Below are 24,745 nucleotides of genomic sequence, written 5' to 3'. Positions count from 1 at the left end.
GAGACGAAAAAGAACCGCGGCGCGCCGCGGTTTTTTTATTGCCTGAACAGCCAGGAACAGCTTATTTCTTGGCTGCGGCGGCCGTCGCTTTCTTGGCCGGCGCCTTGCGCGCGACCGGCTTGGCGGCCGGTTTCTTGGCAGCCGTTTTCGCCGGCGCCTTGGCCGCGGCCTTGCGCGCCGCCTTCACCGCGATCGGCGCGCTGTCCGCGGCACCATCGGCCGCACCTTCCGCGCCATCGGCGGCCTTGCCCTTGGCGCCCGGCTTGGCCTTGCGCTCCTCGAACTCGAAGCTGATCTTGCCATCCTTGCCGCGCGTCAGGAACGCTTTGAAGGCACGACGCGTGCGCTGCGACACGAAGCCCGGCAGCAGGTCGGTCTTGCCGTCATTGAGCAGTTTCGCCATCTGCTCGGGCAGGATTTCCTGTTGCAGGATGATGCGGCCGCTGCGGAAGTCGCAGGTCTTCGGCTTGGCCACGCTGTGCTCGCAAACATAGGCCAGCGGCATCTCGTACACGCCACCGTTGCACTTCGGGCAAGGACCAAGCGGGGTCTGGGCGCTGAAGTCGACGCCTTCGCCCTCTTCGCTTTCATCGTCCTGGCCGAAGTCGAATTCGAGCTTGAAGTTCTTGATCTCTTCGTCGCGCACGATGCGCAGGATCGCCGCGAACGGACGGCCCATCTTGGAGCGGAAGCCTTGCAGCGGACCGATGGTGCGGTTGGCCAGCAGCTCTTCGACTTCCTCGATCTCGAACTGGCGGCTGCCCGGCGTCTTGCTCATCGAGAAGTCGCACTTGGTGCAGGCGAAGCGGCGGTAGTTTTCCTTGACCACGCCGGCGCAGTTCGGGCACGGGTTGACCAGGGTCGCGTAGTCGCCGGGAATGGTGGCGTTGTCGTATTCCTTGGCGCGCTTGACGATGATCTGGGTCATCTGGGCGATTTCGCGCATGAATTCTTCACGCGAGATCTTGCCCTTCTCCATTTGCGATAGCTTGAATTCCCACTCGCCGGTGAGCTCGGGCGCGGTCAGTTCGTTCACGCCCAGGCCGCGCAGCAGCGTCATCAGCTGGAACGCTTTCGCGGTGGGCATCAGCTCGCGCCCTTCGCGCAGCAGGTATTTCTCGGTCAGCAGACCTTCAATGATGGCGGCGCGCGTGGCCGGCGTGCCCAGGCCCTTGCCGGCCATGGCGTCGCGCAGCTCGTCCGAGTCGACCAGCTTGCCGGCGCCTTCCATCGCCGACAGCAGCGTCGCTTCGTTGTAGCGCGCCGGCGGCTTGGTGACCAGGCCGTTGGCGGTCAGTTTATCGGCCAGCACATGCTCGCCCTTGGCCACCGGCGGCAGGTTGGCGCCATCCTTGTCGTCGCCGTTTTCCTTGCCATACACCGCCAGCCAGCCGGGGTTGGTCATCACCTTGCCCTCTGTCTTGAACTGGTGGCCCGAGACTTCGGTGAAGCGGGTGGTGACCAGGAATTCGGCGGCCGGGAAGAACACCGCCAGGAAACGGCGCGTGACCAGGTCGTACAGCTTCTGTTCCGGTTCGCTCAGATTCTTCGGGATCACGCCGGTCGGAATGATGGCAAAGTGGTCCGAGATCTTGGTGTTATCAAAAATGCGCTTGTTCGGCTTGACCCAGCCGTTCTTGGTGATCTGCTTGGCGAACTGGTTGTAGTTATTGGTGTCGGCCAGCGAATCGAGCGTGCTCTTCACGGTGCCGATATAGTCTTCCGGCAGGTGGCGCGAATCGGTACGCGGGTAGGTCAGCACCTTGTGCTTTTCGTACAGCGCCTGGGCCAGGCCCAGGGTGTTCTTGGCCGAGAAGCCGAAGCGGCCGTTGGCCTCGCGCTGCAGCGAGGTCAGGTCGAACAGGGCCGGCGCCATCGAGGTGGTCGGCTTCGATTCCTCGGTGACCACGCCCTGCTTGCCGCGGCAGGCGGTGGCGATCGAATCGGCGGCGGCCTTGCTCCACAGGCGCTCGGCACGCTTCTCGGGGTCGTTCTCGTCTTTCTTGAACTTGGTGTCGAGCCAGCGGCCTTCGTAGACGCCGGCGGCGCACACGAACTCGGCGCGCACTTCCCAGTAGTCGCGCGGGACGAACTTCTTGATCTTTTCTTCGCGCTCGACCACGATCGACAGGGTCGGGGTCTGCACCCGGCCCACGGTGGTCAGGTAGAACCCGCCCTCTTTCGAGTTGAACGCGGTCATGGCGCGGGTGCCGTTGATGCCGATCAGCCAGTCGGCTTCGGAACGGCAACGGGCGGCGTCGGCCAGCGGCAGCATCTCGTCGTCGCTGCGCAGGTTGGCGAAGCCTTCGCGGATCGCATTTGCCGTCATCGACTGCAGCCACAGGCGCTTGACCGGCTGCTTGGCTTTCGCATTCTGCGCGATCAGGCGGAAGATCAGTTCACCTTCGCGCCCCGCGTCACATGCATTGATCAGGGTGGTGACGTCCTTGCGCTTGATCAGCTTGTTGAGCACCTTGAGGCGCGACTCGGTCTTGGCGATTGGATTCAGCGCGAAATACGGCGGAATCATCGGCAGGTGGGTGAAGCTCCACTTGCCGCGCTTGACGTCGTATTCCTCGGGCACGGCGATCTCGAGCAGGTGGCCGACGGCGGACGAGAGGACGTATTCGTCGGACTCGAAGTACTCATCGTGCTTGGTGAAGCCACCGAGCGTCTTCGCGATGTCGTTCGCGACCGATGGCTTCTCGGCGATGATGAGGGATTTGGTCATAGTGATTCTCGTCTTGCTCTTTATATAGTGTGTTTTGCTCGGGGCACGATGCTCGGGCATCATACATGCTCACAGACATGACAGTGAAAACGTCCATAGTGTCTGGTTGGTAACAATCCCGATTAAGCGGCCAATGATAAGCGTGTTCTCGCGCTCCCCGCAAGTAGGGGTTGCGCTGCACCGTGGTGCAATCGCCTTGGCATGTGCCCCAGGAAAACAGCAATTTCTGCGCAAAAATAGAGCGCCAGAAAAGCAAAAACGGGGCGCGCAGGCCCCGTTGTCGTGTGTTGCGTGGACGAGTTGATCGTCCGGTGGAAATCAGTGCAGCAGGCGCGGTTCCTGCTCGTCATCGTCGCCGAACAGGTCGTCGAACATCAGCGCGTCCGGCTCCTTGCCCTGGCTCCAGAGCACCATCAGCACGATGATCTTGAGCTTGCTCAAAGCGATCGGCGACTCGTCGCACGCCAGCGCGCGCTCGATCACGATTTCGCGCTGGATCGGGCCGAGCACCTTGGCGCTTTCGAGGAAAGCGATGAAGCCGATCGCGGCGCTGCCCAGCTCGATGTACTCTTCGTCCACGTAGTAGCGGGTACCGGTGGAGGCATCGATTGTCTCGGGCAGCGGCGCATCGGTCAGCCCGGTCAGCCAGTCGAGGGCTTCCGAAATTTCGATGTCGTCGAAGCCAACGGCGGACAGTTTGCGCGCCAGGGCTGCCGGCTCGGGGCAGGCGTCGGGACGGTAGTACGTCTCGTAGAGATAGACCAGGATGTCGAACATAGTGACGCTACTGTAGCAGCTAAGCTCGCCGAGGTACAAGTGCAGCACGTGCGCTTCGCTGCCTGTAGGAAAAAACGTTGTATGGCGGCCTTATCCGTTCAACCAGCTTACCCAAATCCTATTAAAAACAAGAACATACAATTTATAAAGAGGATGGAACGAAGGACAATCCTTTCGTGCCATTACACATTATTTTCAGTGAAATAAGGCGGTTTCAACGCCAGATCCGCTGCACCCGTCCGCCCGGCAATTGGGTTACCAGACCGGCCAGTTCCAGGCCCAGCAAACGGCTGCCGAGCGCGCCGGCATCGCCGCCGAGGCGGGCCAATAAATCGTCCAGCGCTACCGGTTCGGCGCCGAGGGCGACCAGCAGATCGTCGTCGCTATCATCGACCTCTTTGGGCTCTGCCCTGGCAGCCGGCGCCGCCAGCGGAGACACCTGCATCGCTTCCAGCACCTCTTCCACCGTCTCCACCAGCTGCGCGCCATCGCGGATCAGGCGATGACATCCCTTGGCCAGCGCCGAATGAATCGAGCCGGGAAGCGCGAACACCTCCCTACCCTGCTCGGCCGCCATCTGCGCCGTGATCAGCGAGCCCGACTGCGCCGCCGCCTCGACCACCAGCACGCCCGCCGCCAGGCCGCTGATCACGCGGTTGCGGCGCGGGAAGTTGGCGGCCAGCGGCGGCGTACCCAGTGCGTATTCGCTGACCAGGCAGCCATGCGCGGCGATGCGGTGCGCCAGGTCGCGGTTGCGCGCCGGATACACGCGATCCAGGCCGGTGCCGACCACGGCGATCGTCGAGCCGGCGCCACGCAGCGCGCCTTCGTGGGCCGCGGTATCGATCCCCAGCGCCAGCCCCGAGACCACGCACAGGCCGGCACTCGAGAGCGCCGCGGAAAACGATTCGGCATCGAGCTTGCCCTGCACGCTGGCGTTGCGGCTGCCGACCACCGCCACCAGCGGCCGTGTCAACAGTTCGCGGCGGCCGCTGATATACAGCAGCAGTGGCGGATCGGGGATTTCGGCCAGCGCCGCCGGGTAATCGGCATCGTGGAAGGTGATCAGGTGGTGGCCGGGCCGCGCCAGCCAGTCATGCGTAGCCGCGACCAGCGTATGAAAGTCGGGCGTGGCCGGCGCGCACAAGGCCTGCGCCTGGGCCGATGACACGTGGGCGGCGAGCGCCGCGTGGCCGGCGCGCAGGATGGCGCCGGGCGAGCCGAACACGGACAGCAGCAGGTGCGCGCTGCGGCACCCCACGCCGTCGGCCTGTTCCAGCCTCAGCCAGTCCGCGATCGAAGCCGCACGGGCTGTGTCCTTTGCCGCATCGGCGCTGTGGGGTTCCGTGTCCTGCACGGCGAATTTACTCCGGTGATTTGGCCACGTCGCCCACTTGCACCGGCGCCGTTACCTGCATGATCAAGCCGTACGACACATTGTTGAACACGCGGAAGATGAACAGGCTGCCGTATTGTTCGTCGGGCAGCTTGAGTGTCGACCGGCCCATGCCGAGGAAGCCTTTGCTCTCGGGGTCGGGCACCGTCTTCCCGAAATGATAGAGCTGCAGCACGGCGCCGATATCGAGTCCGTCAAGCGTGCCCCGATTGACAGTCACCACTTGGCTCTGGCCGGCATAGGTGACGCCGGAATAGATCGACATGATGCGCGCATCGACCGTCGCCAGCGGCGCATGCGGCACGTAGTTGCGCACCGGCTGCGGCGGCGCCGGCACCAGCAGGTCGCCGACGCCCATTTCCTGCAGCGTATTGCTGACAACAAAAGTGTGGACATCGACGCCGGGCTTGGCCGCGCTGACCAGCTTGACGCTGCCCAGGTAGGCGGCCTCGTGCGCCAACACCTTGCCGCTCTGCGGGTCGCGCAGCGGATTGCCGGGACGGAACACCTGGAAGCTGCTGCTGCCCTTCAGCTCGCCACGCACATAGACGCGGTCGCCCTCGCCCAGATAGACGCGGCCTTCCTGTGAAGCGACGATGCGCGGCGCGCCGGCCAGTTCGTTCGCTTCGACCACCAGCGGCTGGGTCAGGTAGGGTTCGATGGCGCCGGCCGGAATCGCCGGCACCGCGCTCTGCTCGAGCGACTCGCTGCGTACCTGCGGCGACAGGCGCAGCACAGGCGGCTCGCCACGGCCGTCGCCACCGCCGCCGCTGCCGGGACGGTTCAGGGACAGGCGGCCGCGGGCGCGGTCGAAATACACGATCTGGCCCGGATAGATCCAGTGCGGATTGCGGATCTCGTCGCGGTTCATGCCCCAGACTTGCGGCCAGCACCATGGGTTGCGCAAGAAGGTGCCGGAAATGTCCCACAGGGTATCGCCCTTGACCACCACATGCTGGTCGGGTGCGTCCGGACGGAAGGTGCAGGTCGGTGCGGGTGACTGGGTGGCGGCGGAAGCGCTGCCCAGCACGGACACGGCGACCAGCACGACGGCAGCAGCGCGGGTCGCGACTGTGCTAAAATTTTTCATTGAAGACGTCCGTTATGTGCGGCGTTGGGAACACGTTGTGAACAAACGACGACCGATCACTGGCTGGGTCACTCCTGCTAGCGTTTTCGCCCCGGCTGCGACGCAAGAAACGCCACTTGTGACAGCCCGATGGTACCGCTCCCTGCCTTGAAAAGGGTTGCCGTATTGAATCAAATTCTGCACATAAATCCCTGAAGTAGCAAGACAAACTGCCTTCCGGCGGGCTGTCCCCGTTGTTGCGTTTGCATTTTTGCACGCGCTCTTGATGTGCTGTCATCACGCTGTCCACTCAACCGAAACCGAATCTGAATATGGCCTTACTCAACATCCTCCGCTACCCTGATCCGCGCCTGCACAAGATCGCCGCGCCGGTCACCGAATTCGGCACCGACCGTCTGCGCAAGCTGGTGGCCGACATGGCGGAAACCATGTATGACGCGCCCGGCGTCGGCTTGGCCGCGACCCAGGTCGACGTGCACGAGCGCGTGGTGACGATCGACGTCAGCGAAGCGCAAGACAACCTGATCGTGTTCATCAACCCCGAAATCACCTGGGCCAGCGACGACAAGCAGGTCTACGACGAAGGCTGCCTGTCGGTGCCCGGCGTGTATGACGGCGTCGAGCGCCCGAGCCAGGTGAAGGTGCGCGCTTTCGACGTCGACGGCAAGGAATTCACGGTCGACGCCGACGGCCTGCTGGCGGTGTGCATCCAGCACGAGATGGACCACCTGGTGGGCAAGGTGTTCGTCGAATACCTGTCGCCGCTCAAGCGCAACCGCATCAAGGCCAAGCTGCAGAAGGAAGAACGCGGCATGGCGCGCGACGCCGCCCAGCGTTCGGCGCGCCGTTGAACCGGGGCGCCATGAAAGTCGTCTTTGCCGGCACCCCCGAGTTCGCCGCCGTCGCCCTGCGCGCCCTGCACGAGGCCGGTTTCGAGATCCCGCTGGTCCTGACCCAGCCCGACCGTCCGGCCGGGCGCGGCATGCAGCTGCAAGCCTCGGCGGTCAAGCAATATGCCGTGGCAAACGGCATGCAGGTAGCGCAGCCGCTGTCGCTGCGCACCGACAGCAAGGATCCGCAACGCGCCGGGGAAGCGCGCGCCGCGCATGATCTGTTGAATGCGATCGAGTACGACGTGATGGTGGTCGCGGCCTACGGCCTGATCCTGCCACGCAGCACGCTCGACATCCGTCCCTGCATCAATATCCACGGTTCGCTCCTGCCACGCTGGCGCGGCGCCGCGCCGATCCACCGCGCGATCGAATCGGGCGACGTGGAGACCGGCGTCACGATCATGGAGATGGAAGAAGGCCTGGATACCGGGCCGATGCTGTTGATCGAGCGTCTGCCGATTCTGGACACCGACACCACCGGCAGCCTGCACGACAAGCTGGCGGACATGGGCGGACGCATGATCGTCGAAGCACTGCGCAAGATGGAAGCCGGCCAGTTGCCGGCAACGCCGCAGCCGGAACAAGGCGTGAACTACGCCGCCAAGATCAGCAAGGAAGAAGCCAAGCTGGACTTCAGCCTGCCGGCCGAGGTATTGGCACGCAAGATCCGGGCGTTCAATCCGTTCCCGGGTGCGAATGGCGTGGTGGAAGGCAGCGCGGTCAAGATCTGGCAGGCGGTGCCGGTTGCGGGCAACGGCGCGCCGGGTGAAGTATTGCAGGCCGATGCCGCAGGGATCGTGGTCGCTTGCGGCGAAGGTGCGCTGCGCCTGAACGAGTTGCAGAAGCCGGGCGGCAAGCGCCTGGCGGCGGCCGAGTTCCTGAAGGGGTTCGCGCTGGCGGGCTTGCGCTTCGCTTGACCGCGGTACGCCAGATTGATCACTAAAAACGACGCGCACCATGCGCGTCGTTTTTTTTCGTTAGCTTTAAAACGTCATCCCCGCGGAGGCGGGGACCCAAGTTTTCACGCACTCCACCTATAGCGAACGTAGTGGCGACGCACGTTAACTTGGGTCCCCGCCTGCGCGGGGATGACGATTTTTGGGCTAACTAATGTAAGTAAAACCCCGGCGCCGACTCAACGCTGCGCCGCAGATAAATCAGTACTGAAGTTACTCCGAACGCCCTGCACGCTGCGCATCCATATGCTCACGCAGCACCTGATTGATACGGGTCTGGTAACCGGGACCCGCCGACTTGAACCAATCGAGCATGTCCACGTCCAGGCGGATCGTGACGATCTGTTTCACACCATTGCTGGCGACTTGAGGCTTCGACGACATTGCTGGCTCCGGGTTGCGGTCCATAGGCTGATCCCAATCCGGTTGGTATTCTTTGTTCATACGGTTATCCCATCTTTACGTTCGCCTCTCCACGGAGGCGGACTTCGATTGTCGTTGCGTTATGTATCGTAAAGATTGCGGTACCCCCGTGAATTGTAACGTCGTGTAACACCCAGCCGTATGAATACATAAGGATACATACACGGATTCTCACCCCGAGCGCCCTGAGGCCATCCCGGCCGCATGCCGCGGGCTTGCCGTATAATGACAGACCGCCCAACAGTAAACGGCCTGTCAAGCCGCATGTCCAGGAAGACCCCCATCATGAACGCCCGCCTCAACGCCATCTCCCCGATCGAAACCCAGCTGCGCGAGATCCTTGCACGCCGCATCATGATCCTGGATGGCGCGATGGGCACCATCATCCAGCAGTACAAGCTGGACGAAGCGGCCTACCGCGGCGAGCGGTTCGCCACCTTCGCCGCACCGGAAGGCAGCGGCAACCGCGAGCTGTTCGTGAAGGGCAATAACGAGCTGCTGACGCTGACCCAGCCGCACGTGATCCAGGAGATCCACGAGCGCTACCTGGCCGCCGGCGCCGACCTGCTCGAGACCAATACCTTCGGCGCCACCGGCGTAGCGCAGGAGGACTATCACATGGCGCACCTGGCCTACGAGATGAACGTCGAAGCGGCGAAGCTGGCACGCGCCGCCTGCGACAAATACTCGACGCCAGACAAGCCGCGCTTCGTCGCCGGCGCCCTGGGACCGACCCCGAAGACCGCCTCGATCTCGCCCGACGTGAACGACCCGGCAGCGCGCAACATCACCTTCGACCAATTGGTAGAGTCGTATCACGAACAGGTGCGCGGCCTGGTCGACGGCGGCGCCGACGTGCTGCTGGTCGAGACCATCTTCGACACCCTGAACTGCAAGGCGGCGCTGTTCGCGATCGACCAGTATTTCGACGAGCATCCCGAGACGCCGCGCCTGCCGCTGATGATCTCGGGCACCGTCACCGACGCCTCGGGCCGCATCCTGTCAGGCCAGACCGTGCCGGCATTCTGGAACTCGGTGCGCCACGCCAAGCCGCTGACCATTGGCCTCAATTGCGCGCTCGGCGCGGCGCTGATGCGCCCTTACGCGCAAGAGCTGTCGCAAATCGCCGATACCTTCGTCTGCATCTACCCGAACGCCGGCCTGCCCAACCCGATGAGCGACACCGGCTTCGACGAGCTGCCGGCCGACACCTCGGCCCTGCTGCGCGAATTCGCGGAGGCCGGCTTCATCAACATCGCCGGCGGCTGCTGCGGCACCACGCCCGAGCACATCGCGGCCATCGCGAAGATCCTGGAAACCCAGACGCCACGCGCCGTGCCGGAAGTGCCGGTCGCGATGCGCCTGTCGGGGCTGGAGCCGTTCACGATCGACGAATCGTCGCTGTTCGTCAACGTCGGCGAACGCACCAACGTCACCGGCTCGAAAGCGTTCGCGCGCATGATCCTGAACGAGCAGTTCGACGAGGCGCTGTCGGTGGCGCGCCAGCAGGTCGAGAACGGCGCCCAGGTCATCGACATCAATATGGACGAAGCGATACTCGATTCGCAGGCGGCGATGACGCGCTTCCTGAACCTGATCGCGTCCGAGCCCGATATCTCGCGCGTGCCGGTGATGATCGACTCGTCCAAATGGTCGGTGATCGAGGCGGGCCTGAAGTGCGTGCAGGGCAAGGCGATCGTCAACTCGATCTCGATGAAGGAAGGCGAAGAAGAATTCATCCGCCAGGCACGCCTGTGCCGCCGCTATGGCGCCGCCGTGATCGTGATGGCGTTCGACGAAACCGGCCAGGCCGACACCTTCGCGCGCAAGACCGAGATCTGCGGCCGCGCCTATCAGGTGCTGGTCGAGAAGGTCGGCTTCCCGCCGGAAGACATCATCTTCGACCCCAACATTTTCGCGATCGCCACCGGCATCGAGGAACACGACAACTACGCCAACGACTTCATCGAAGCCTGCGCCTGGATCCGCGACAACCTGCCGCACGCGAAGATCTCGGGCGGCGTGTCGAACGTGTCGTTCTCCTTCCGCGGCAACGACCCGGCGCGCGAAGCGATCCACACCGTGTTCCTGTACCACGCGATCAAGGCCGGCCTGACCATGGGCATCGTCAACGCCGGCATGGTCGGCGTCTACGACGACCTCGACGCCGAGCTGCGCGAGCGCGTGGAAGACGTGGTGCTGAACCGCCGCAAGGACGCCACCGAGCGCATGATCGAATTCGCCGGCACCCTGAAGGCCGGCGGCGCCAAGCAGGAACAGAACCTAGAGTGGCGCAACGCCCCGGTCGAAAAGCGCCTGGCGCACGCGCTGGTGCACGGCATCACGCAGTGGATCGTCGAAGACACCGAAGAGATGCGCCAGCAGGTCCTGGCCGCGCAAGGCCGTCCGATCCACGTGATCGAAGGCCCGCTGATGGACGGCATGAACATCGTCGGCGACCTGTTCGGACAGGGCAAGATGTTCCTGCCGCAGGTGGTCAAGTCGGCGCGCGTGATGAAGCAGGCGGTGGCCCACCTGGTGCCGTTCATCGAAGAAGAAAAGGCACAGGAAGAAGCGCGCACCGGCGTGGTCGCCAAGCCGAAGGGCAAGATGGTGATCGCCACCGTCAAGGGCGACGTGCACGACATCGGCAAGAACATTGTCTCGGTGGTCCTGCAATGTAATAACTTCGAGATCGTGAACATGGGCGTGATGGTGCCGTGCGCCGATATCCTGGCGAAAGCCAAGGAAGAAAACGCCGACATGGTGGGCCTGTCGGGCCTGATCACGCCGTCGCTCGAAGAGATGGCGCACGTGGCGCGCGAGATGCAGCGCGACCCGTGGTTCCGCGATCGCCAGGTGCCGCTGCTGATCGGCGGCGCCACCACCAGCCGCGCCCACACCGCCGTGAAAATCGCGCCGCACTATGAAGGCCCGGTGGTCTATGTGCCGGACGCGTCGCGCTCGGTGTCGGTCGGCCAGGCCCTGGTGACCGAAGACACGCGCGATGCCTACATCATCGAACTGGCGCAGGACTACGAGCGCATCCGCATCCAGCACGCCGGCAAGAAGGCGCTGCCGATGCTGACGCTCGAGCAGGCGCGCGCCAACAAGGCGAAGCTGGAGTATGCGCCGGTCAAGCCGAAGTTCATCGGCCGCCGCATGTTCAAGAACGTCGACCTGAACCTGATCGCGCGCTACATCGACTGGGGCCCGTTCTTCCAGACCTGGGACCTGGCCGGCCCCTACCCTGCGATCCTCACCGACGAGGTGGTGGGCGAAGCGGCGACCAAGGTGTTTGCCGAAGGCCAGGCCATGCTGAAGAAGATCATCGAAGGCCGCTGGCTGACCGCCAACGGCGTGATCGCCCTGCTGCCGGCCAACAGCGTGGGCGACGACGACATCGAGATCTATACCGACGAATCGCGCGAGACCGTGGACTTCACCTGGTATGGCCTGCGCCAGCAGGGCGTCAAGCCGGTGGTCGACGGCGCGCAGCGCGCGAACCAGTGCCTGGCCGACTTCGTCGCGCCGAAGGACAGCGGCACGCTTGATTACATCGGCATGTTCGCGGTGACGGCGGGCCTGGGCATCGAGAAGCACGAGCAGCGCTTCGAAGCGGCGCACGACGACTACTCGTCGATCATGCTCAAGTCGCTGGCTGACCGCCTGGCCGAAGCCTTCGCCGAATACCTGCACCAGCGCGTGCGTACCGACCTGTGGGGTTATGCGGCGGACGAGGACCTGAGCAACGAAGCGCTGATCGCCGAAGAGTACAAGGGCATCCGCCCGGCGCCGGGCTATCCGGCCTGCCCGGAACACACGGTGAAGGCCGACATGTTCAAGACGCTGCAGGCGCAGGAGATCGGCATGGAGCTAACCGAGTCGTACGCCATGTATCCGGGCGCGGCGGTGTCGGGCTTCTACTTCGCGCATCCGGAATCGAAGTACTTCGTGGTCGGCAAGATCGGCGAAGACCAGGTCGCCGACATGGCCGCGCGGCGCGGCATGGAGCGCGCGGAAGTCGAGCGCCACCTGGCGCCGAACCTGTAAGCCTGCCCTCCTCCAACGCCGCGAACTTCGCGGCGTTTTTTCTGGTCAAAGTCGAATGGGATTCTTCCGGAATCCGCTCATCGTGCGGAGGCAGTCATGGCAATGCACTTTTCGACCCGGCGCTGGCAAGACCAGGTGATCTTGCTGATCGGCGTCTGGCTCATCATCTCGCCGCTGGCGTTCGGCTATCCATCCGATTCGATCCCGGCCATCAATGCCTATGTGGCCGGCATCATCATGGCGGTGCTGGCGGCATTCGACCTGTACAAGACCTATGTGTGGGCGGTGGTGCTGAATGTGGTGGTCGGGGCCTGGACCGCGGTGTCGCCGTGGCTGGTGGGCACGGTGCCGGATCGGATGATGACGACCAGCCTGCTGGTATCGGGCGTCGCCACGATCGTGCTGGGATTGTGGGAGTTGCGCAGCGACCCCGAGCTGCACCGGCAGTGGACCAAGACCGGCGCAGCGGGCTGATATGGCGGGTTACATGGCGTAACGCACCACCTTGTCGCTCCACTCGAAGGCCGAGACTTCGAGCTCGGCCAGGTCGTCGCCTTCGATCGACAACGCCTGCAACACCGGCAGCACCTCATCCTGCGCATCGTCCATGCGCTCGATCGATTCGGCCAGGCGCAGCAGCTCGCCGAAGAAGCCCGTGCGCTTCAGCAGCCCATCGCGCACTTCGTCGATCACCGGAATCTGCTCGACGATGTCGCGCATCGGCATGCAGAACAGCGTGTCCATCAGCGACATCATGCCCACCGTGAAGGCGACATCGGCCACGTTCTTCTGCGCCGGACGCAGGCGCTGCGCCAGCAACTCCATCAGGCGCGCGCGGGTGGTGGCCAGCATCAGCAGCGGGCTCTGGCTGTGGCCGCGCACGTCGGCTTCGGCGAACAGCAAAATCTGCAGCCAGCGCTGCAGCTGGCGCCGGCCCAGCAGGCTCAGGGCCTGGCTGATCGACTCGATGCGACGCCCCGCCCCCAGCGCCGGCGTGTTCACCAGGCGCAGCAGGTTCATGCCGAGCGAGACTTCGCGCTTGACCAGCGCTTCGATCGCGCTGTTGTCGGCGTCGGCATTGATCAGGTCCATCAGCGCCAGCACCGTGGTCTGCGAGGGCGACAGCTTGCGGCCGCTCATCACGGTCGGCTTGGCGAAGTAATAGCCCTGGAAGTAGTCGAAGCCGACGTCGAGGCAGGTGCGGTATTCGGTGTGGTTCTCGACCTTCTCCGCCACCAGCCGCTTGCCGGTGGTGCGCAGGCGTGGCGCCAGCGACAGCAGGGTCACGATCGGCAGCGCGCGCAGATCCATCTTGACGAAGTCGATCACCGGCAGCAGGCGCGACAGCTCTGGACCGTGGTTCGAAGCTTCCACTGCGAAGCGGAAACCGTGGCCGCTCAAGACCCGCATGCGTTCGATGACGGCGTCGTCCGGCTCGACCGAACGCACCAGTTCCAGCACCATCCGCTCGCGCGGCAGAAAGGCGAAGATGTCGCTCATCAGACCGTCGCGGTCGATGTTCAGGAAGGCAGTGGCGTCGCCGATCGCGCGCGGCAGGCCCAGCTGCGATGCGTGGTGCAGCACGCCGGCGCTGGCAGCCACGCCGGAGTCGACCGGTGCGCTTCCATTTGCGCTACCGCGAAACAGCAACTCATAGCCGAACAGCGCCTGATTGCGGTCCAGGATCGGCTGGCGCGCCAGATAAAAATTGCGCATGCGCAGAGGCTGGGAAGCCTCGTCGAGGCTGGCGGTATCGGTCATGGCGTCTCTTTTCGTCGCGGCAACGGAACTACTCTACCGCATCCGCCGGTATCAGTGTTTTTAGGGAACTAATTTACTCGGGGAATGATAACAAATCATCACCACCCGCGGCCATCACTGTGGCAGGCCGTCCACGAACAATTTGAGTTCGCCGGGCTGGAACTGGGTCCAGGTTTCGTTGGTGGTGAGCGGTTCGGTGACGATGATCGCGACCCGGTCATTGGGCGTGGTCACCTGCGAGAAGTCGACCGACAGGTCCTCGTCCGACAGGCAGGCGGTCACGAAGGGATATTGCCGCACCACGTAGCACAGCTTGGTCGAGCAATGGGTGAACAGCGCGGTGCCGTCCGACAGCATCATGTTGAAGGTGCCGTGGGCGGCAATGCCGGGAATGATGCGCTCCAGCGCTGATCGCAAGGCGGCATGATCCGGCGCAGTGTCGCCGAACTCCTGGCGCAGGCATTGCAGCAGGTAGCAGAACGCCAGCTCGCTGTCGGTGCTGCCCACCGGCCGGAACGGGCCGTCGAGCATTGGCGCAAAGTCCTTCAGGTCGCCGTTATGGGCAAACACCCAGTAGCGCCCCCACAGCTCGCGCACGAAGGGATGGCAATTCTCCAGCGCCACCTGGCCCACGGTGGCCTTGCGGATGTGGGCGATGACGTTGGTCGACTTGATCGGATAGCGCTTGATCAGCTCGGCGATCGGCGAGGCGATCGCGGCTTGGTGATCGACGAAATGGCGCACCCCGCTGCCCTCGAAGAAGGCGATGCCCCAGCCGTCATGGTGGGTATCGGTACGTCCGCCGCGGTGGGCGAAGCCGGTAAAAGAGAAAACAATGTCAGTAGGGACATTGCAATTCATTCCGAGTAGCTGGCACATGGCCGGAGCTTACCACGCCGGGCCGGCGGGCGGAATCAGGCCACCGGCCGGATTGACCCCAAAAATGCGAATGGATATAATAATCATTCTCATTTACAAAAATAATCCGGGTACTCCATGAACACTAAGCAGTTGCGTCCGAACGATAATTCTCCAGTCTGCCGCCAGAAACCGCTGGCGCGCTTCGTCAAGCTGGCCCTGAGCGGCGTCGTCGCGGCGCCGGTCGCCCTGCTGCCGTTCGCGGCATACGCCCAGCAACAGGCGACCCCGCAGATCGAAAGCGTGGTCATCACCGGCGCCAAGGGCGACGCCGAAGCGCCGTACATGAACGGCGGCGTGGCCCGCCGCGGCAGCCTCGGCGTGCTGGGTTCGGCGGACGTCATGGATACCCCGTTCAGCACCAACAACTACACGTCGCAGATGCTGGAAGACGTGCAGGCGCGCACCCTGGCCGACGTGGTCGTCAACGACGCTTCGGTGCGCCTGATGACCTCGACCGGCGGCTTCAGCGAAGACTTCCAGATCCGCGGCTTCAACGTCACCAGCGGCGACGTCGGCCTGAATGGCCTGTATGGCCTCACTTCGTCGAACCGCATGCCGGCCGCGATCATGGAACGGGTCGAAGTGCTGAAGGGTCCGGGCACGCTGGTGTACGGCATCAGCCCGAGCGGTGGCGTCGGCGGCAACATCAATATCGTCACCAAGAAGGCCGGCGACAAGCCGCTGACCCGCATCACCGGCACCTATGAAAGCCAGGCCATCTTCGGCACCCACGTCGATGTCGGCCGCCGCTTCGGCAACAACGGCGAATGGGGCGTGCGCTTCAACGGCGTCTACCGCAAGGGCGACACCACCCTGGACGACGGCCAGATGGAAGCCAGCACGCTGGCCCTGGCCCTGGACTACCGCTCGGACAAGCTGCGCTGGAGCCTGGACACCTACGGCCAGCGCGAAGACACCGACACCTTCCGCGCCCAGACCGGCTTCCGCCCGGGCATCCGCAGCATCCCGAAGGCGCCGTCGGGCCACCGCGCGCTGTATCCCGGCGCCGAACTGACCTTCCGCGACGCCACCATTTCCTCGCGCATCGAATACGACCTGAACCCGGACGTGATGCTGTACGCGACCGCCGGCTACCGCTACGGCGCCAGCGAGCAGGATTTCCCGTCGGTGCGCGGCAACGATGCGATCGACGTCAACGGCAATATGCGCATCAGTAACGCCTGGTACGACGCCGCCTCGCACAACAAGACCGGCCAGGTCGGCGCACGCTTCAACTTCCGTACCGGCGCCATCAAGCACACCGCCAGCGTATCCGCCTCCAGCCTGGAAACCGAAGCCGGCAGCTTCTACCTGACCGCGACCAGCGCCCCGGTCAATTCGAACATCTATTACCCGGCAGCGCTGCCGGTGATGAACGGCACTCGCCTGGCGACCACGCTGAACTCGCGCACCAAGCTGTCGAGCTTTGCCGTGACCGACACCGTGTCGCTGCTGGACGACCGCCTCCTGATCACGGCCGGCGCGCGCCGCCAGACGGTGGACGCGAAAAACTTCAACGCTGCCGGCGCCGTCACCGGTGCCTACGACGAGAGCGCCGTGGCGCCGCTGGCCGGCGTCGTGTTCAAGCCGATGCAGAATGTCTCGGTGTACGGTAACTTCACCGCCGGCCTGTCGCGCGGCAGCACCGCACCGGACACCGCGGCCAACCGCGGCGAAGTCTTCCCGCCGTACAAGTCGAAGCAGTACGAAGCCGGCGTGAAGGTCGAGCACGACAAGATGATGAGCACGGTCTCGGTGTTCCAGGTCGACCGCCCGAACGCGCTGACCGATCCGTTCACCAATATCTACAGCCTGGACGGCAAGCAGCGCAACCGCGGCCTGGAACTGTCGACCATGGGTGAAGTCGTGCGCAATGTGCGCCTGATGGCCAGCGCCACCTTCTTCGACGCCACGCTGGCGCGCAGCGCCGGCGGTGTCAACGACGGCAAGGATGCGATCGGCGTGCCGAAGCGCACCTTCAACCTCGGCGCTGACTGGGACCTGCCATGGGTGCCGGGCCTGAGCCTGAATGCGCGCGCCATCTACACCGCCGAAGCGCCGTTCGACGTCGCCAACACCTTGACCCTGCCGTCGTGGAACCGCATCGACATCGGCGCGCGTTATCGCACCGCGATCATGGGTAAACCGGTGATGCTGCGTGCGAACGTGGAGAATGTGGCCAACAAGGCGTACTGGCTGTCGAGCAGCACGCTGGCGACCGTGGGCACCGTGGCCGCACCACGTACAGTGCTGCTGTCGGCGCAGGTCGATTTCTGATGAGGTGAAGTCAGGACGAAGCGCTCGCTAGGGCGTTTCGTCCTTGTGTTTCCAACAGTGCCCGCTCGCCATCTTCGGATGCGTCAGCGGGCACTGTGCATTGGTGAGCCGGATCCTTCCCAAGCGGAGGATGCGGGGCGCTTAATGCAGCACCACCGGCTGGCTCATCAGGGTGTCATACGAACCGAGGAAGTCGTCGATTTCTTCCATCGTCGGTTCGCTGGCGATCAGGTTGTTGACGTCGCGCCGGAACGATTGCGCCAGGCGACCGCCGATGAACGCTTCGCAGCGCCCGGCTTTGTCGACGATTTCGAAGCCGCCAAATCGCAGAGCCTCGACTTCACGGTCGACGCCGAACTCCACGATGCTGTACTGTTCGCTGTTGTAGATCATGTTCATGATGACTCCTTCTCTCGATCAGAGTGTTTGTGCAAACCTGCCGTCTGGCGGCGAGCAGCAGGCTCTTCACTTCGTTAAAGAGGTGGGGCTGGCCAAACCGATTTCAAGAGTGACCACATATCGCGCATGGTCTTCAGGCGGCGTCTCAGGCGGAGACGACCGGGTCTAGCGCCAACAGCTGATCGTATGGCGGAGACTGCAGCCACGATCGCAACTGATCAAGGTGTTCGCTGCTCGCCAGACCGATGAACAGTCGTCGAGGGCGTTGACGTAGCAGTCGATTTAATGTTACACGCAAAACCAGATTGCCGTCGCAGCACAGGCAGCCGGGAGCGATGCGCGTCACATGCAGGCCGGGACCGTTCTCGAGCGGATCGGCGGCGACACCGAATCCTTCGAGGATGACCGCATCCAGAGCAGAGACTGATGGAGGGAGTGCGCCGTCCCCTGGGGTGAAGACGGCGGAGCGATCTGCGGACGCTGCCAGCAGCGCCGCGATTGCCGCTTCGCGCACGCCGGCGCTGGCGCCGGTGACGAGGGTGGTGCTGGTGGCCGCGGGGGCCATCAGCCTCCTTTTTTGGCCAGCTTGCCCGGCTCGACGCCCAGCTGCTTGAGCTTGCGGTACAGGTGGGTACGCTCGAGGCCGGTCTTCTCGGCAACGCGCGTCATGCTGCCGCCTTCGCGGCCCAGGTGGTGTTCGAAGTACATGCGCTCGAAAGCGTCGCGCGCCTCGCGCAGCGGCAAGTCGAACGACAGCGTGTAGCCGGTGCCTTCGCCATGCGAGATCGCATGCACCAGGCGCGAACCGTTGCCGATCCCGGCCGCGCCGACACCGCCCACCGCGGCGCCCATGCCGACGCCGGCGCCGACGCCGGCGCCGATGCCGGCACCCGCGCCGGGCTGCGGCGCGAACATCGGCGCGCTGGCGGCCGGTTCGGCCACGGCCGGTGCACTCGGCGCGATCGGACGCGGCGGCGCCATCGGTGCGCGCGCCACTTCCTGGGCGCGCGTCAGGCCCTGCTGCACGGCTTTGAGCAGCTTTTGCAGGGCAATCGGTTTTTCGAGGAAATTCAATGCGCCGATACGCGTGGCCTCGACCGCGGTGTCGATGGTCGCGTGGCCCGACATCATGATCACCGGCATGGTCAGCAAGCCGTCGCGCTGCCACTCCTTGAGCAAGGTGACGCCGTCGGTGTCCGGCATCCAGATATCGAGCAGCACCAGGTCGGGTGCGCCGGCCGCGCGCGCCTCGCGCGCCTGCTGCGCGTTCTCGGCCAGGGTGATGGCATGTCCTTCGTCGCCCAGGATCTCGGAAAGAAGTTCCCGGATGCCCATTTCATCGTCAACTACGAGTATGTTCGCCATCTCTCTGCCTTCCTGATCTTCTACCCGTCATGGTGTGTATTTTATAAGTCTTTCACACTTCGGCCAAGTTCGCCTCTGGCGCTAACTTTAACAGCAAAATCGATACCGCCGCGCCACTTCCATCCGTGCGGTTGGTGAGATCGATCCGGCCGCCGTGTTCGTCCACGATCTTCTTCACCATCGGCAGGCCGAGGCCGGTGCCACGCGCCTTCGAGGTGACGTAGGGTTCGAACGCGCGCGCCAGGATCTTGGGCGCGAAGCCGGGGCCGTTGTCCATGATCGCCAGGCGCACCGCCACGCCCAGCATGCCGTCGGCGCCGGTGTAGTGGATCGCCTCGGTGACCACCTCGACCAGCGGCGGCGGCGCGTCCGGGCCGCGGTCGATCAGGGCGTCCTGGGCGTTCTGCAGCAGGTTGTGGATCACCTGGCGCAGCTGGGTCGGGTCGCCCATCACGCGCGGCAGGCCGGATGCCAGACGCGCGCGGATGATGTCGCTCGCGTCCTCGGCCAGGTACAGGCTCAGGATTTCGTCGATCAGGCCGTTCAGGTCGAGCGGCTCGAGCACCGCCGGCGGCGTGCGCGCGTAGTCGCGGAAGTCGTCCACCATGCGCTTCATGGCGTCGACCTGGTTGACGATGGTGGTAGTGCTGCGGCGCAGGAGATCGGCCTGGGTCTCGGGCAGATGATCTTCCAGCTTCATCTGCATGCGTTCGGCCGCCAGCTGGATCGGGGTCAGCGGGTTCTTGATCTCGTGCGCCAGGCGCCGCGCCACCTCACCCCAGGCCACCGAGCGCTGGGCCGTGATCACGTCCGAGATATCGTCGAACACCACGATGAAGCCGCTGTCGGCGCCCACCGGCAGGCGCGAGCCGCGCGCCAGCAGGGCGATGTCGTGATCGGGTTCCTCGCCGCCGGATTTGCGCAGCGCGTCGCGCGGGATCTCGATCTGCTGCTGCCAGTGACCGCGCTTGCGGCGGTCGGCTGCCGAGTGCGCGCTCTGGGCCGAGAAGGCGCGCGTGACGCATACCGAAAAATGTTCCAGCCCCGGGATGCGCGCCAGCGGCCCGGCCAGCGCGCCCGGCTCGACCTGCAGGATGCGGTAGGCGGCGTCGTTCGAGTTGACCACCGTGCCTTCGGCGTCGAGCACGATCACGCCAGCCGACATATTGGCAAGCACCGACTCCAGGTGGGCCTTGGCGCTTTGCAGCGCGGCGCGGTTGCGTTCGACCGCGCTGCGCGCTTCGAACAGCTGGCCGGTCATGGCGTTGAACGACTGGGTCAGCGTGCCCAGTTCGTCGTTGGTCTCGACGATCGGGCGCGGCGACAGGTCGCCCTCGGCCACCGCCTGCGTGCCTTCGGCCAGCACCAGCAGCGGCTGCGCCAGGTTACCGGCGATCAGGAAGGCGCTGCCGATGGCGCCGAAGATCGCCAGCAGCAGCGTCAGGGTCAGCGTCTCGATGTACATCTTGCGCAGGCCGGTGCGCGCCACGTTGCGCTGCTGGTATTCGCTGTAGGCGGTGCGCAGCACCTCGGCGTTCGAGGCCAGGTTCACCGGCACCGATTGCAGCAGCTGCAGGTAGCGCGGCTCGGCGCCGGGAGGCTCGGGCACCATCAACACCACGCGCAGGCGCAGGCTGGTGACGGCGTCGAGGGAATTGGCCTGCCCTCCTCCTTGCGCTTCCTGGTCGCGGAAGTCGCGCTCGATACCGCCTTCGGCGCGCGCATACCCGCCCGGCATGGTGGCCGAGCGCAGCATTTGTGGATCAGGGATGTCGGCCGCCAGGTTGGCGCGCCGGTCTTCGGTGGCGGCGGCCAGCACGCCGCCGTTGGCATCCAGCAGCATGGCGCTTTGCAGGCCGCTGGTGTCGCTCAATAAACGCGCCAGCACCGGCTGCGCCGTCATGTCGTTCTGGCCGGCCAGGGTGGCGGCCGCGGTCTGGCCGGTGGCGCCCAGCTCGGACAGCGACTCGTCCAGCGCGGCGCGGCCCAGGTTGAGGCCGGACGTGAGCGCGGCTTCGATCTTGACGTCGAACCAGGAGTCGATCGAGTGCGACACGAACATCACCGACACCATGAAGATCACCAGCCCGGGCAGGATGCCGATGCCGGCGAACAGCAGCACCAGCCTCGCCATCAGGCGCGAGCCGAACTTGCCGGCCTTGTAGCGCGAATACAGGCGCGCCAGCCCCACCACCACCAGGGTCAGGAGCACGACGGCCATCGCGGCGTTCAGGCCCAGCAGCCAGCCGTAATAGCGGTCGAAGAAGCCGGAGTTGTCCGAGGCCGACGCCAGCAGGAACAGCAGGATGGAGACGACCGCGCCGCCCACCACCAGCGCATAGCGCAGCACCTGATTGACCGATTTACTCCGCACGGTAGTTGAAGGTCTTCCTGTTCGAAGTGAGGCGCCAGTCGGAGTCGTTGAAGGCGTTCACCTGCAAGGGCTTCTGCAGGTATTCGCGGTCCATGTACATGCGCAGCGAGACTTCATACGTCTCGCCGGGTTTGAGTTTGCCCTTGGGCGCGATCAGCCAGCGCGTCGGGCGCCGGATCATGAACATCGCTTCGTCGAAGGTCTGGAAGCTTTGCTGGAAGCTGCCCATCACCATCACGTGGTACTGGCGTGTGAGCACGTCATATGAAATGCGGATGGTGCGTTTCAGTTCGACGGCCTTCTCGTCGCGCCACCACCAGCGCGGGCGCGTCAGCTCGATCTCGGTGGTGAAGTGCAGCTGGACGCCATGCTGGATCGCGTCCTTGAGGCCGTGATTGAGCTCGAATTCGTAGGCGGTATTCAGGCGGTAGCCGTCGTCGCCGGCTTCGATGGTGGCGCGCGTGATGTCGATTCCGTCAGCCGCCCGCGCCGGTGCGCCCATGAGGGCGCACGCAACCGCCAGCAGCAGCTGGCATGCGAAGAGGCTGAAAAATCGGTACGTCACGGGTGGGCCGGTGCCTTAAAAATGCGCGTATGTTAGAGAACCTTACGCCGCTTTCTTCTGGAACAGGGCGTAGAACAGACCGTCATGATCTTGCCCGGAGCCGCCGGTCGGCAGCAGTTGGCCCGGCGCGTCGAGGCGGACTGCGTCGTGGCGCACCGCGAATGCGGCGGCCTGCGCCTCCGATTCCTGGGGCCAGAGCGAACATGTCACGAACAGCAATTTACCATTGGGCAGCAACATCTGCCAAAGATTGTCGAGTATTTTGGTGGAAAGTGTTGCAAGTTGGGATGTATCCGACTTGCGGCGCAACCAGCGGATGTCCGGGTGGCGGCGCACGATGCCCGAGGCGGTGCACGGTACGTCGGCCAGGATGCGATCGAACTGCTGTCCGTCCCACCAGTCGCGGCTGCCGGCGTCGGCCGCCAGCAGTTGCGCTTCCAGCCCAAGCCTGCCCAGGTTGTCGCCCACCCGTGCCAGGCGCGCCGGGTCGGCGTCGACCGAGGTCAGGTTCACGTCGGCCGCTTCGAGGATGTGGCCGCTCTTGCCGCCCGGGGCGGCGCAGGCGTCCAGCACGCGCATGCCGTCCTGCAGATCGAGCAGCGGCGCGGCCAGCTGGGCGCCGGCATCCTGCACTGAGACCACGCCGTCGGCGAAGCCCGGGATCTGCGCCACATTGATCGCCTGCGCCAGACGCACGGCCATCGGGCCCACCTGCGCGGCCTCGATGCCGGCCTCGTGCAGGGTCTGCAAGTAAGCGTCCACTGTCGTGTGACGGCGGTTGACGCGCAGGGTCAATGGCGGATGGGCGTTGCCGGCCTTCAGGATCGCTTCCCAGTCGCGCGGGTAGGCAGTGCGGGTGGCGTCGATCCACCACTGCGGATAATTCCAGCGCGCCAGCGGTTCGCGCAGTGCCTGTTCGACCAGCGCCTCGCGCTCGCGCAGGAAGCGGCGCAGCACCGCATTGACCATGGCCTTGGCATGGGCAAAGTCGGGGTGGGCGGCGGCGGCACTGACCGCCTGGTCGACCACGGTAAAGGCTTCGTACGGCGGTTCGCCGTCTTCCGCCGGATCGAGCAGCGCCAGCGCGGCATAAAGGAGCCCCGCCAGCATCGGCGGCTCGGGCGCCTTGGTGGTCATCAGGCCCAGCAGCACCTCGCCGCGGCCCAGCTGGCGCATGGTGCGGTAGGCGATGTCCTGGATCGCGCCGCGCGCCTGCGGCGCCGCATCGTAGGCAGAGAACACGGCCGACAGCGCCTGCGGCAGTGCGCTGCCGGTGCGCACCCGCGACACCGCATTGGCCGCGCCCAGCAGGGCCAGCGCCAGCGAATCGGGTTTCAGGTCGGGACGGAAGTCGCGCTGCGGCTGGACTTTGACTTCATGGCTCTGGCGCAGGCGCGGAGCTTCCTCGCGCTGGCGTTCATAGCGCGGCTCCAAACGCCCCTGTTCGCCGCGCTGCCTGGCCGCGCCCGGGAAGTCGCCACCCTGCACCCGCGGCGGCTTGCCGACCGGACGCGCATCCTTGTCCAGCGCACGCGCCTGGCCGGTGCTGGACGGGCCGGGCTTGCCGCCACCCTGGGCCGGGCGTCCGCCGCCGGACTGGGCCGGTCCACGACCGACCGCGCCAGTGCGGGCGCTGCCGGCAGCGGCCTTGGCCTTGGGTTTCAGGGAGAGCGTCGGGCGCTTGTCGGTCATGGCGAATACAATGTTGCGAAAAAGGGCGTCCATTGTAACGGTTATGCCTTTGGCGACGCTTAATGGTGTTGCAATGCCGTTGCCTGAGCACCAATGGCCGCGCCGCCGGCAGCCAATCCAGTTTCCCAAACTAGTATAATGGCAGCTGTTTGCCTGCCTCAGGCTCTGCGTTCACCGCCATACCTTACTCTTTCGACCATTCCCATGCTCGCCCAACAAAAACAACAAATCGTTGCCCTGTTCCAGGCAGCCCTGGCGCCGATCGTCGCCGGTACCGACCTCACCCCTAACGTGGTGCTCGAGCGTCCGCGCGACCCGTCGCACGGCGACATCGCCTGCAACATCGCCATGCAGCTGGCCAAGCAGCTGAAAACCAACCCGCGCGAACTGGCGGTCCGCCTGGTCGCTGCGCTGCAGGCCGAGCCGGGCGCGCAAGACCTGATCGAATCGATCGACATCGCCGGACCCGGCTTCATCAACCTGCGCGTGGCCGCCAGCGCCAAGCAGTCTGTGGTGCGCACCGTTCTCGAGCAGGGCCAGGCGTTCGGCCGCGGCACTTCGGGCAACGGCCACCACGCGATCATCGAATTCGTCTCGGCCAACCCGACCGGCCCGCTGCACGTCGGTCACGGCCGCCAGGCCGCGCTGGGCGACGCGCTGTCGTCGCTGTTCGAGTCGCAAGGCCACGAAGTCACGCGCGAGTTCTATTACAACGACGCCGGCGTGCAGATCGCCACCCTGGCCAACTCGGTGCAGGCGCGCGCGCGCGGCTTCAAGCCGGGCGACGCCGAATGGCCAGAATCCGCGTACAACGGCGACTACATCGCCGAGATCGCGGCCGACTACCTGGCCAGGAAGACCGTCTCGGCCAGCGACGGCGAGCCGGCCACCGCCAGCGGCGACGTCGAAGACATCGAATCGATCCGCCGCTTCGCCGTCACCTACCTGCGCAACGAGCAGGACATGGACCTGCAATCGTTCGGCGTCAAGTTCGACAACTACTACCTCGAATCGTCGCTGTACGCCGACGGCAAGGTGGAAACCGCGGTGCAGACCCTGATCGAGGCCGGCA

The 24,745-nt window shown here is 64.9% G+C and carries 19 protein-coding genes; 6 read left to right on the top strand and 13 right to left on the bottom strand.

The genetic code is table 11. The annotated features are described in order from the left end of the window. Positions 1-61 precede the first annotated feature (61 nt). The 4 genes from RTQ83_RS12220 to RTQ83_RS12205 form a co-directional block, all read right to left on the bottom strand. Positions 62-2,731, bottom strand: a complete 2,670-nt coding sequence (locus RTQ83_RS12220) for a DNA topoisomerase III (RefSeq protein WP_312514745.1) — start codon at positions 2,729-2,731, stop codon at positions 62-64. 318 nt (positions 2,732-3,049) lie between these two features. Beyond that, on the bottom strand, positions 3,050-3,508 hold the full coding sequence (locus RTQ83_RS12215) for a DUF494 family protein (protein ID WP_290418179.1): 459 nt from the start codon (positions 3,506-3,508) through the stop codon (positions 3,050-3,052). Positions 3,509-3,722: 214 nt separating this feature from the next. Continuing rightward, positions 3,723-4,865 carry a DNA-processing protein DprA gene (gene dprA, locus RTQ83_RS12210; RefSeq protein WP_312514742.1) on the bottom strand — a complete coding sequence of 381 codons (1,143 nt, stop codon included), beginning with the start codon at positions 4,863-4,865 and terminating at the stop codon, positions 3,723-3,725. A 7-nt stretch (positions 4,866-4,872) separates the two neighbouring features. Then, positions 4,873-5,994 carry a LysM peptidoglycan-binding domain-containing protein gene (locus RTQ83_RS12205; protein WP_312514740.1) on the bottom strand — a complete coding sequence of 374 codons (1,122 nt, stop codon included), beginning with the start codon at positions 5,992-5,994 and terminating at the stop codon, positions 4,873-4,875. 311 nt (positions 5,995-6,305) lie between these two features. Here RTQ83_RS12205 and def point away from each other — a divergent pair, with 311 nt between their 5' ends. After that, a complete protein-coding gene (gene def, locus RTQ83_RS12200) occupies positions 6,306-6,845 on the top strand; it encodes a peptide deformylase (protein ID WP_312514738.1) in 540 nt (179 codons plus the stop codon). Between the two features lie 11 nt (positions 6,846-6,856). After that, the gene (gene fmt / locus RTQ83_RS12195; RefSeq protein WP_312514736.1) at positions 6,857-7,804 is read left to right on the top strand and encodes a methionyl-tRNA formyltransferase; all 948 of its coding nucleotides are present in this window, start codon (positions 6,857-6,859) and stop codon (positions 7,802-7,804) included. 252 nt (positions 7,805-8,056) lie between these two features. On the opposite strand, the gene RTQ83_RS12190 is transcribed toward fmt, so the two are convergent. Continuing rightward, positions 8,057-8,251 carry a BrnA antitoxin family protein gene (locus RTQ83_RS12190; RefSeq protein ID WP_409456107.1) on the bottom strand — a complete coding sequence of 65 codons (195 nt, stop codon included), beginning with the start codon at positions 8,249-8,251 and terminating at the stop codon, positions 8,057-8,059. Between the two features lie 300 nt (positions 8,252-8,551). On the opposite strand from RTQ83_RS12190, the gene metH reads away from it, so the two are divergent. Both metH and RTQ83_RS12180 read left to right on the top strand, forming a co-directional pair. Then, a complete protein-coding gene (gene metH, locus RTQ83_RS12185; RefSeq protein ID WP_312514732.1) occupies positions 8,552-12,319 on the top strand; it encodes a methionine synthase in 3,768 nt (1,255 codons plus the stop codon). 96 nt (positions 12,320-12,415) lie between these two features. Next, positions 12,416-12,793, top strand: a complete 378-nt coding sequence (locus tag RTQ83_RS12180; RefSeq protein WP_312514730.1) for an SPW repeat protein — start codon at positions 12,416-12,418, stop codon at positions 12,791-12,793. A gap of 9 nt (positions 12,794-12,802) precedes the next feature. Here the strand turns inward: RTQ83_RS12180 and RTQ83_RS12175 are convergent, their stop codons facing one another. Both RTQ83_RS12175 and RTQ83_RS12170 read right to left on the bottom strand, forming a co-directional pair. After that, a complete protein-coding gene (locus RTQ83_RS12175; protein WP_312514728.1) occupies positions 12,803-14,080 on the bottom strand; it encodes an EAL domain-containing protein in 1,278 nt (425 codons plus the stop codon). Positions 14,081-14,194: 114 nt separating this feature from the next. After that, complete coding sequence (locus tag RTQ83_RS12170; RefSeq protein ID WP_312514726.1) at positions 14,195-14,959, bottom strand: class II glutamine amidotransferase; 765 nt, start codon at positions 14,957-14,959, stop codon at positions 14,195-14,197. A 117-nt stretch (positions 14,960-15,076) separates the two neighbouring features. On the opposite strand from RTQ83_RS12170, the gene RTQ83_RS12165 reads away from it, so the two are divergent. Then, the gene (locus RTQ83_RS12165; RefSeq protein ID WP_312514724.1) at positions 15,077-17,278 is read left to right on the top strand and encodes a TonB-dependent siderophore receptor; all 2,202 of its coding nucleotides are present in this window, start codon (positions 15,077-15,079) and stop codon (positions 17,276-17,278) included. Between the two features lie 141 nt (positions 17,279-17,419). Here the strand turns inward: RTQ83_RS12165 and RTQ83_RS12160 are convergent, their stop codons facing one another. The 6 genes from RTQ83_RS12160 to rsmB all read right to left on the bottom strand — a co-directional run bounded on the left by RTQ83_RS12160 (position 17,420) and on the right by rsmB (position 23,673). After that, positions 17,420-17,677, bottom strand: a complete 258-nt coding sequence (locus RTQ83_RS12160) for a DUF3567 domain-containing protein (RefSeq protein WP_312514722.1) — start codon at positions 17,675-17,677, stop codon at positions 17,420-17,422. Positions 17,678-17,822: 145 nt separating this feature from the next. Then, the gene (locus RTQ83_RS12155) at positions 17,823-18,242 is read right to left on the bottom strand and encodes a GTPase (protein WP_312514720.1); all 420 of its coding nucleotides are present in this window, start codon (positions 18,240-18,242) and stop codon (positions 17,823-17,825) included. Further along, positions 18,242-19,042 (bottom strand): response regulator, encoded by an 801-nt coding sequence (locus tag RTQ83_RS12150; protein ID WP_312514718.1) that lies wholly within the window; start codon positions 19,040-19,042, stop codon positions 18,242-18,244. Before RTQ83_RS12150 ends, RTQ83_RS12155 begins: the two co-directional genes overlap by 1 nt. Positions 19,043-19,094: 52 nt before the next feature. Continuing rightward, complete coding sequence (locus RTQ83_RS12145) at positions 19,095-21,416, bottom strand: ATP-binding protein (RefSeq protein ID WP_312514716.1); 2,322 nt, start codon at positions 21,414-21,416, stop codon at positions 19,095-19,097. Further along, positions 21,406-21,981 carry a DUF4390 domain-containing protein gene (locus RTQ83_RS12140; protein WP_312514714.1) on the bottom strand — a complete coding sequence of 192 codons (576 nt, stop codon included), beginning with the start codon at positions 21,979-21,981 and terminating at the stop codon, positions 21,406-21,408. The genes RTQ83_RS12145 and RTQ83_RS12140 overlap by 11 nt, the downstream gene beginning before the upstream one ends. 42 nt (positions 21,982-22,023) lie before the next feature. Continuing rightward, the gene (gene rsmB / locus RTQ83_RS12135; protein WP_312514712.1) at positions 22,024-23,673 is read right to left on the bottom strand and encodes a 16S rRNA (cytosine(967)-C(5))-methyltransferase RsmB; all 1,650 of its coding nucleotides are present in this window, start codon (positions 23,671-23,673) and stop codon (positions 22,024-22,026) included. 204 nt (positions 23,674-23,877) lie between these two features. Between rsmB and argS the strand changes: the two genes are divergently transcribed. Beyond that, positions 23,878-24,745 (top strand): arginine--tRNA ligase (argS, locus tag RTQ83_RS12130; RefSeq protein ID WP_312514710.1); only part of this gene is annotated, 868 nt, incomplete at its 3' end.

Origin of the sequence: Massilia sp., assembly GCF_031995545.1 — a bacterium.
In the GTDB taxonomy this organism is placed as follows: Bacteria; Pseudomonadota; Gammaproteobacteria; order Burkholderiales; family Burkholderiaceae_D; genus Telluria.
Note: the sequence above shows the minus strand (reverse complement) of the source record. Positions and strands in the feature narration are given on the sequence as shown.

Coding starts and splice junctions, on each gene's coding strand:
- RTQ83_RS12220 (WP_312514745.1), bottom strand. CDS start 2,731: ATGACCAAATCCCTCATCATCGCCGAGAAGCCATCGGTCGCGAACGAC.
- RTQ83_RS12215 (WP_290418179.1), bottom strand. CDS start 3,508: ATGTTCGACATCCTGGTCTATCTCTACGAGACGTACTACCGTCCCGAC.
- RTQ83_RS12205 (WP_312514740.1), bottom strand. CDS start 5,994: ATGAAAAATTTTAGCACAGTCGCGACCCGCGCTGCTGCCGTCGTGCTG.
- def (WP_312514738.1), top strand. CDS start 6,306: ATGGCCTTACTCAACATCCTCCGCTACCCTGATCCGCGCCTGCACAAG.
- fmt (WP_312514736.1), top strand. CDS start 6,857: ATGAAAGTCGTCTTTGCCGGCACCCCCGAGTTCGCCGCCGTCGCCCTG.
- RTQ83_RS12190 (WP_409456107.1), bottom strand. CDS start 8,251: ATGGACCGCAACCCGGAGCCAGCAATGTCGTCGAAGCCTCAAGTCGCC.
- metH (WP_312514732.1), top strand. CDS start 8,552: ATGAACGCCCGCCTCAACGCCATCTCCCCGATCGAAACCCAGCTGCGC.
- RTQ83_RS12180 (WP_312514730.1), top strand. CDS start 12,416: ATGGCAATGCACTTTTCGACCCGGCGCTGGCAAGACCAGGTGATCTTG.
- RTQ83_RS12175 (WP_312514728.1), bottom strand. CDS start 14,080: ATGACCGATACCGCCAGCCTCGACGAGGCTTCCCAGCCTCTGCGCATG.
- RTQ83_RS12170 (WP_312514726.1), bottom strand. CDS start 14,959: ATGTGCCAGCTACTCGGAATGAATTGCAATGTCCCTACTGACATTGTT.
- RTQ83_RS12165 (WP_312514724.1), top strand. CDS start 15,077: ATGAACACTAAGCAGTTGCGTCCGAACGATAATTCTCCAGTCTGCCGC.
- RTQ83_RS12160 (WP_312514722.1), bottom strand. CDS start 17,677: ATGAACATGATCTACAACAGCGAACAGTACAGCATCGTGGAGTTCGGC.
- RTQ83_RS12155 (WP_312514720.1), bottom strand. CDS start 18,242: ATGGCCCCCGCGGCCACCAGCACCACCCTCGTCACCGGCGCCAGCGCC.
- RTQ83_RS12150 (WP_312514718.1), bottom strand. CDS start 19,042: ATGGCGAACATACTCGTAGTTGACGATGAAATGGGCATCCGGGAACTT.
- rsmB (WP_312514712.1), bottom strand. CDS start 23,673: ATGACCGACAAGCGCCCGACGCTCTCCCTGAAACCCAAGGCCAAGGCC.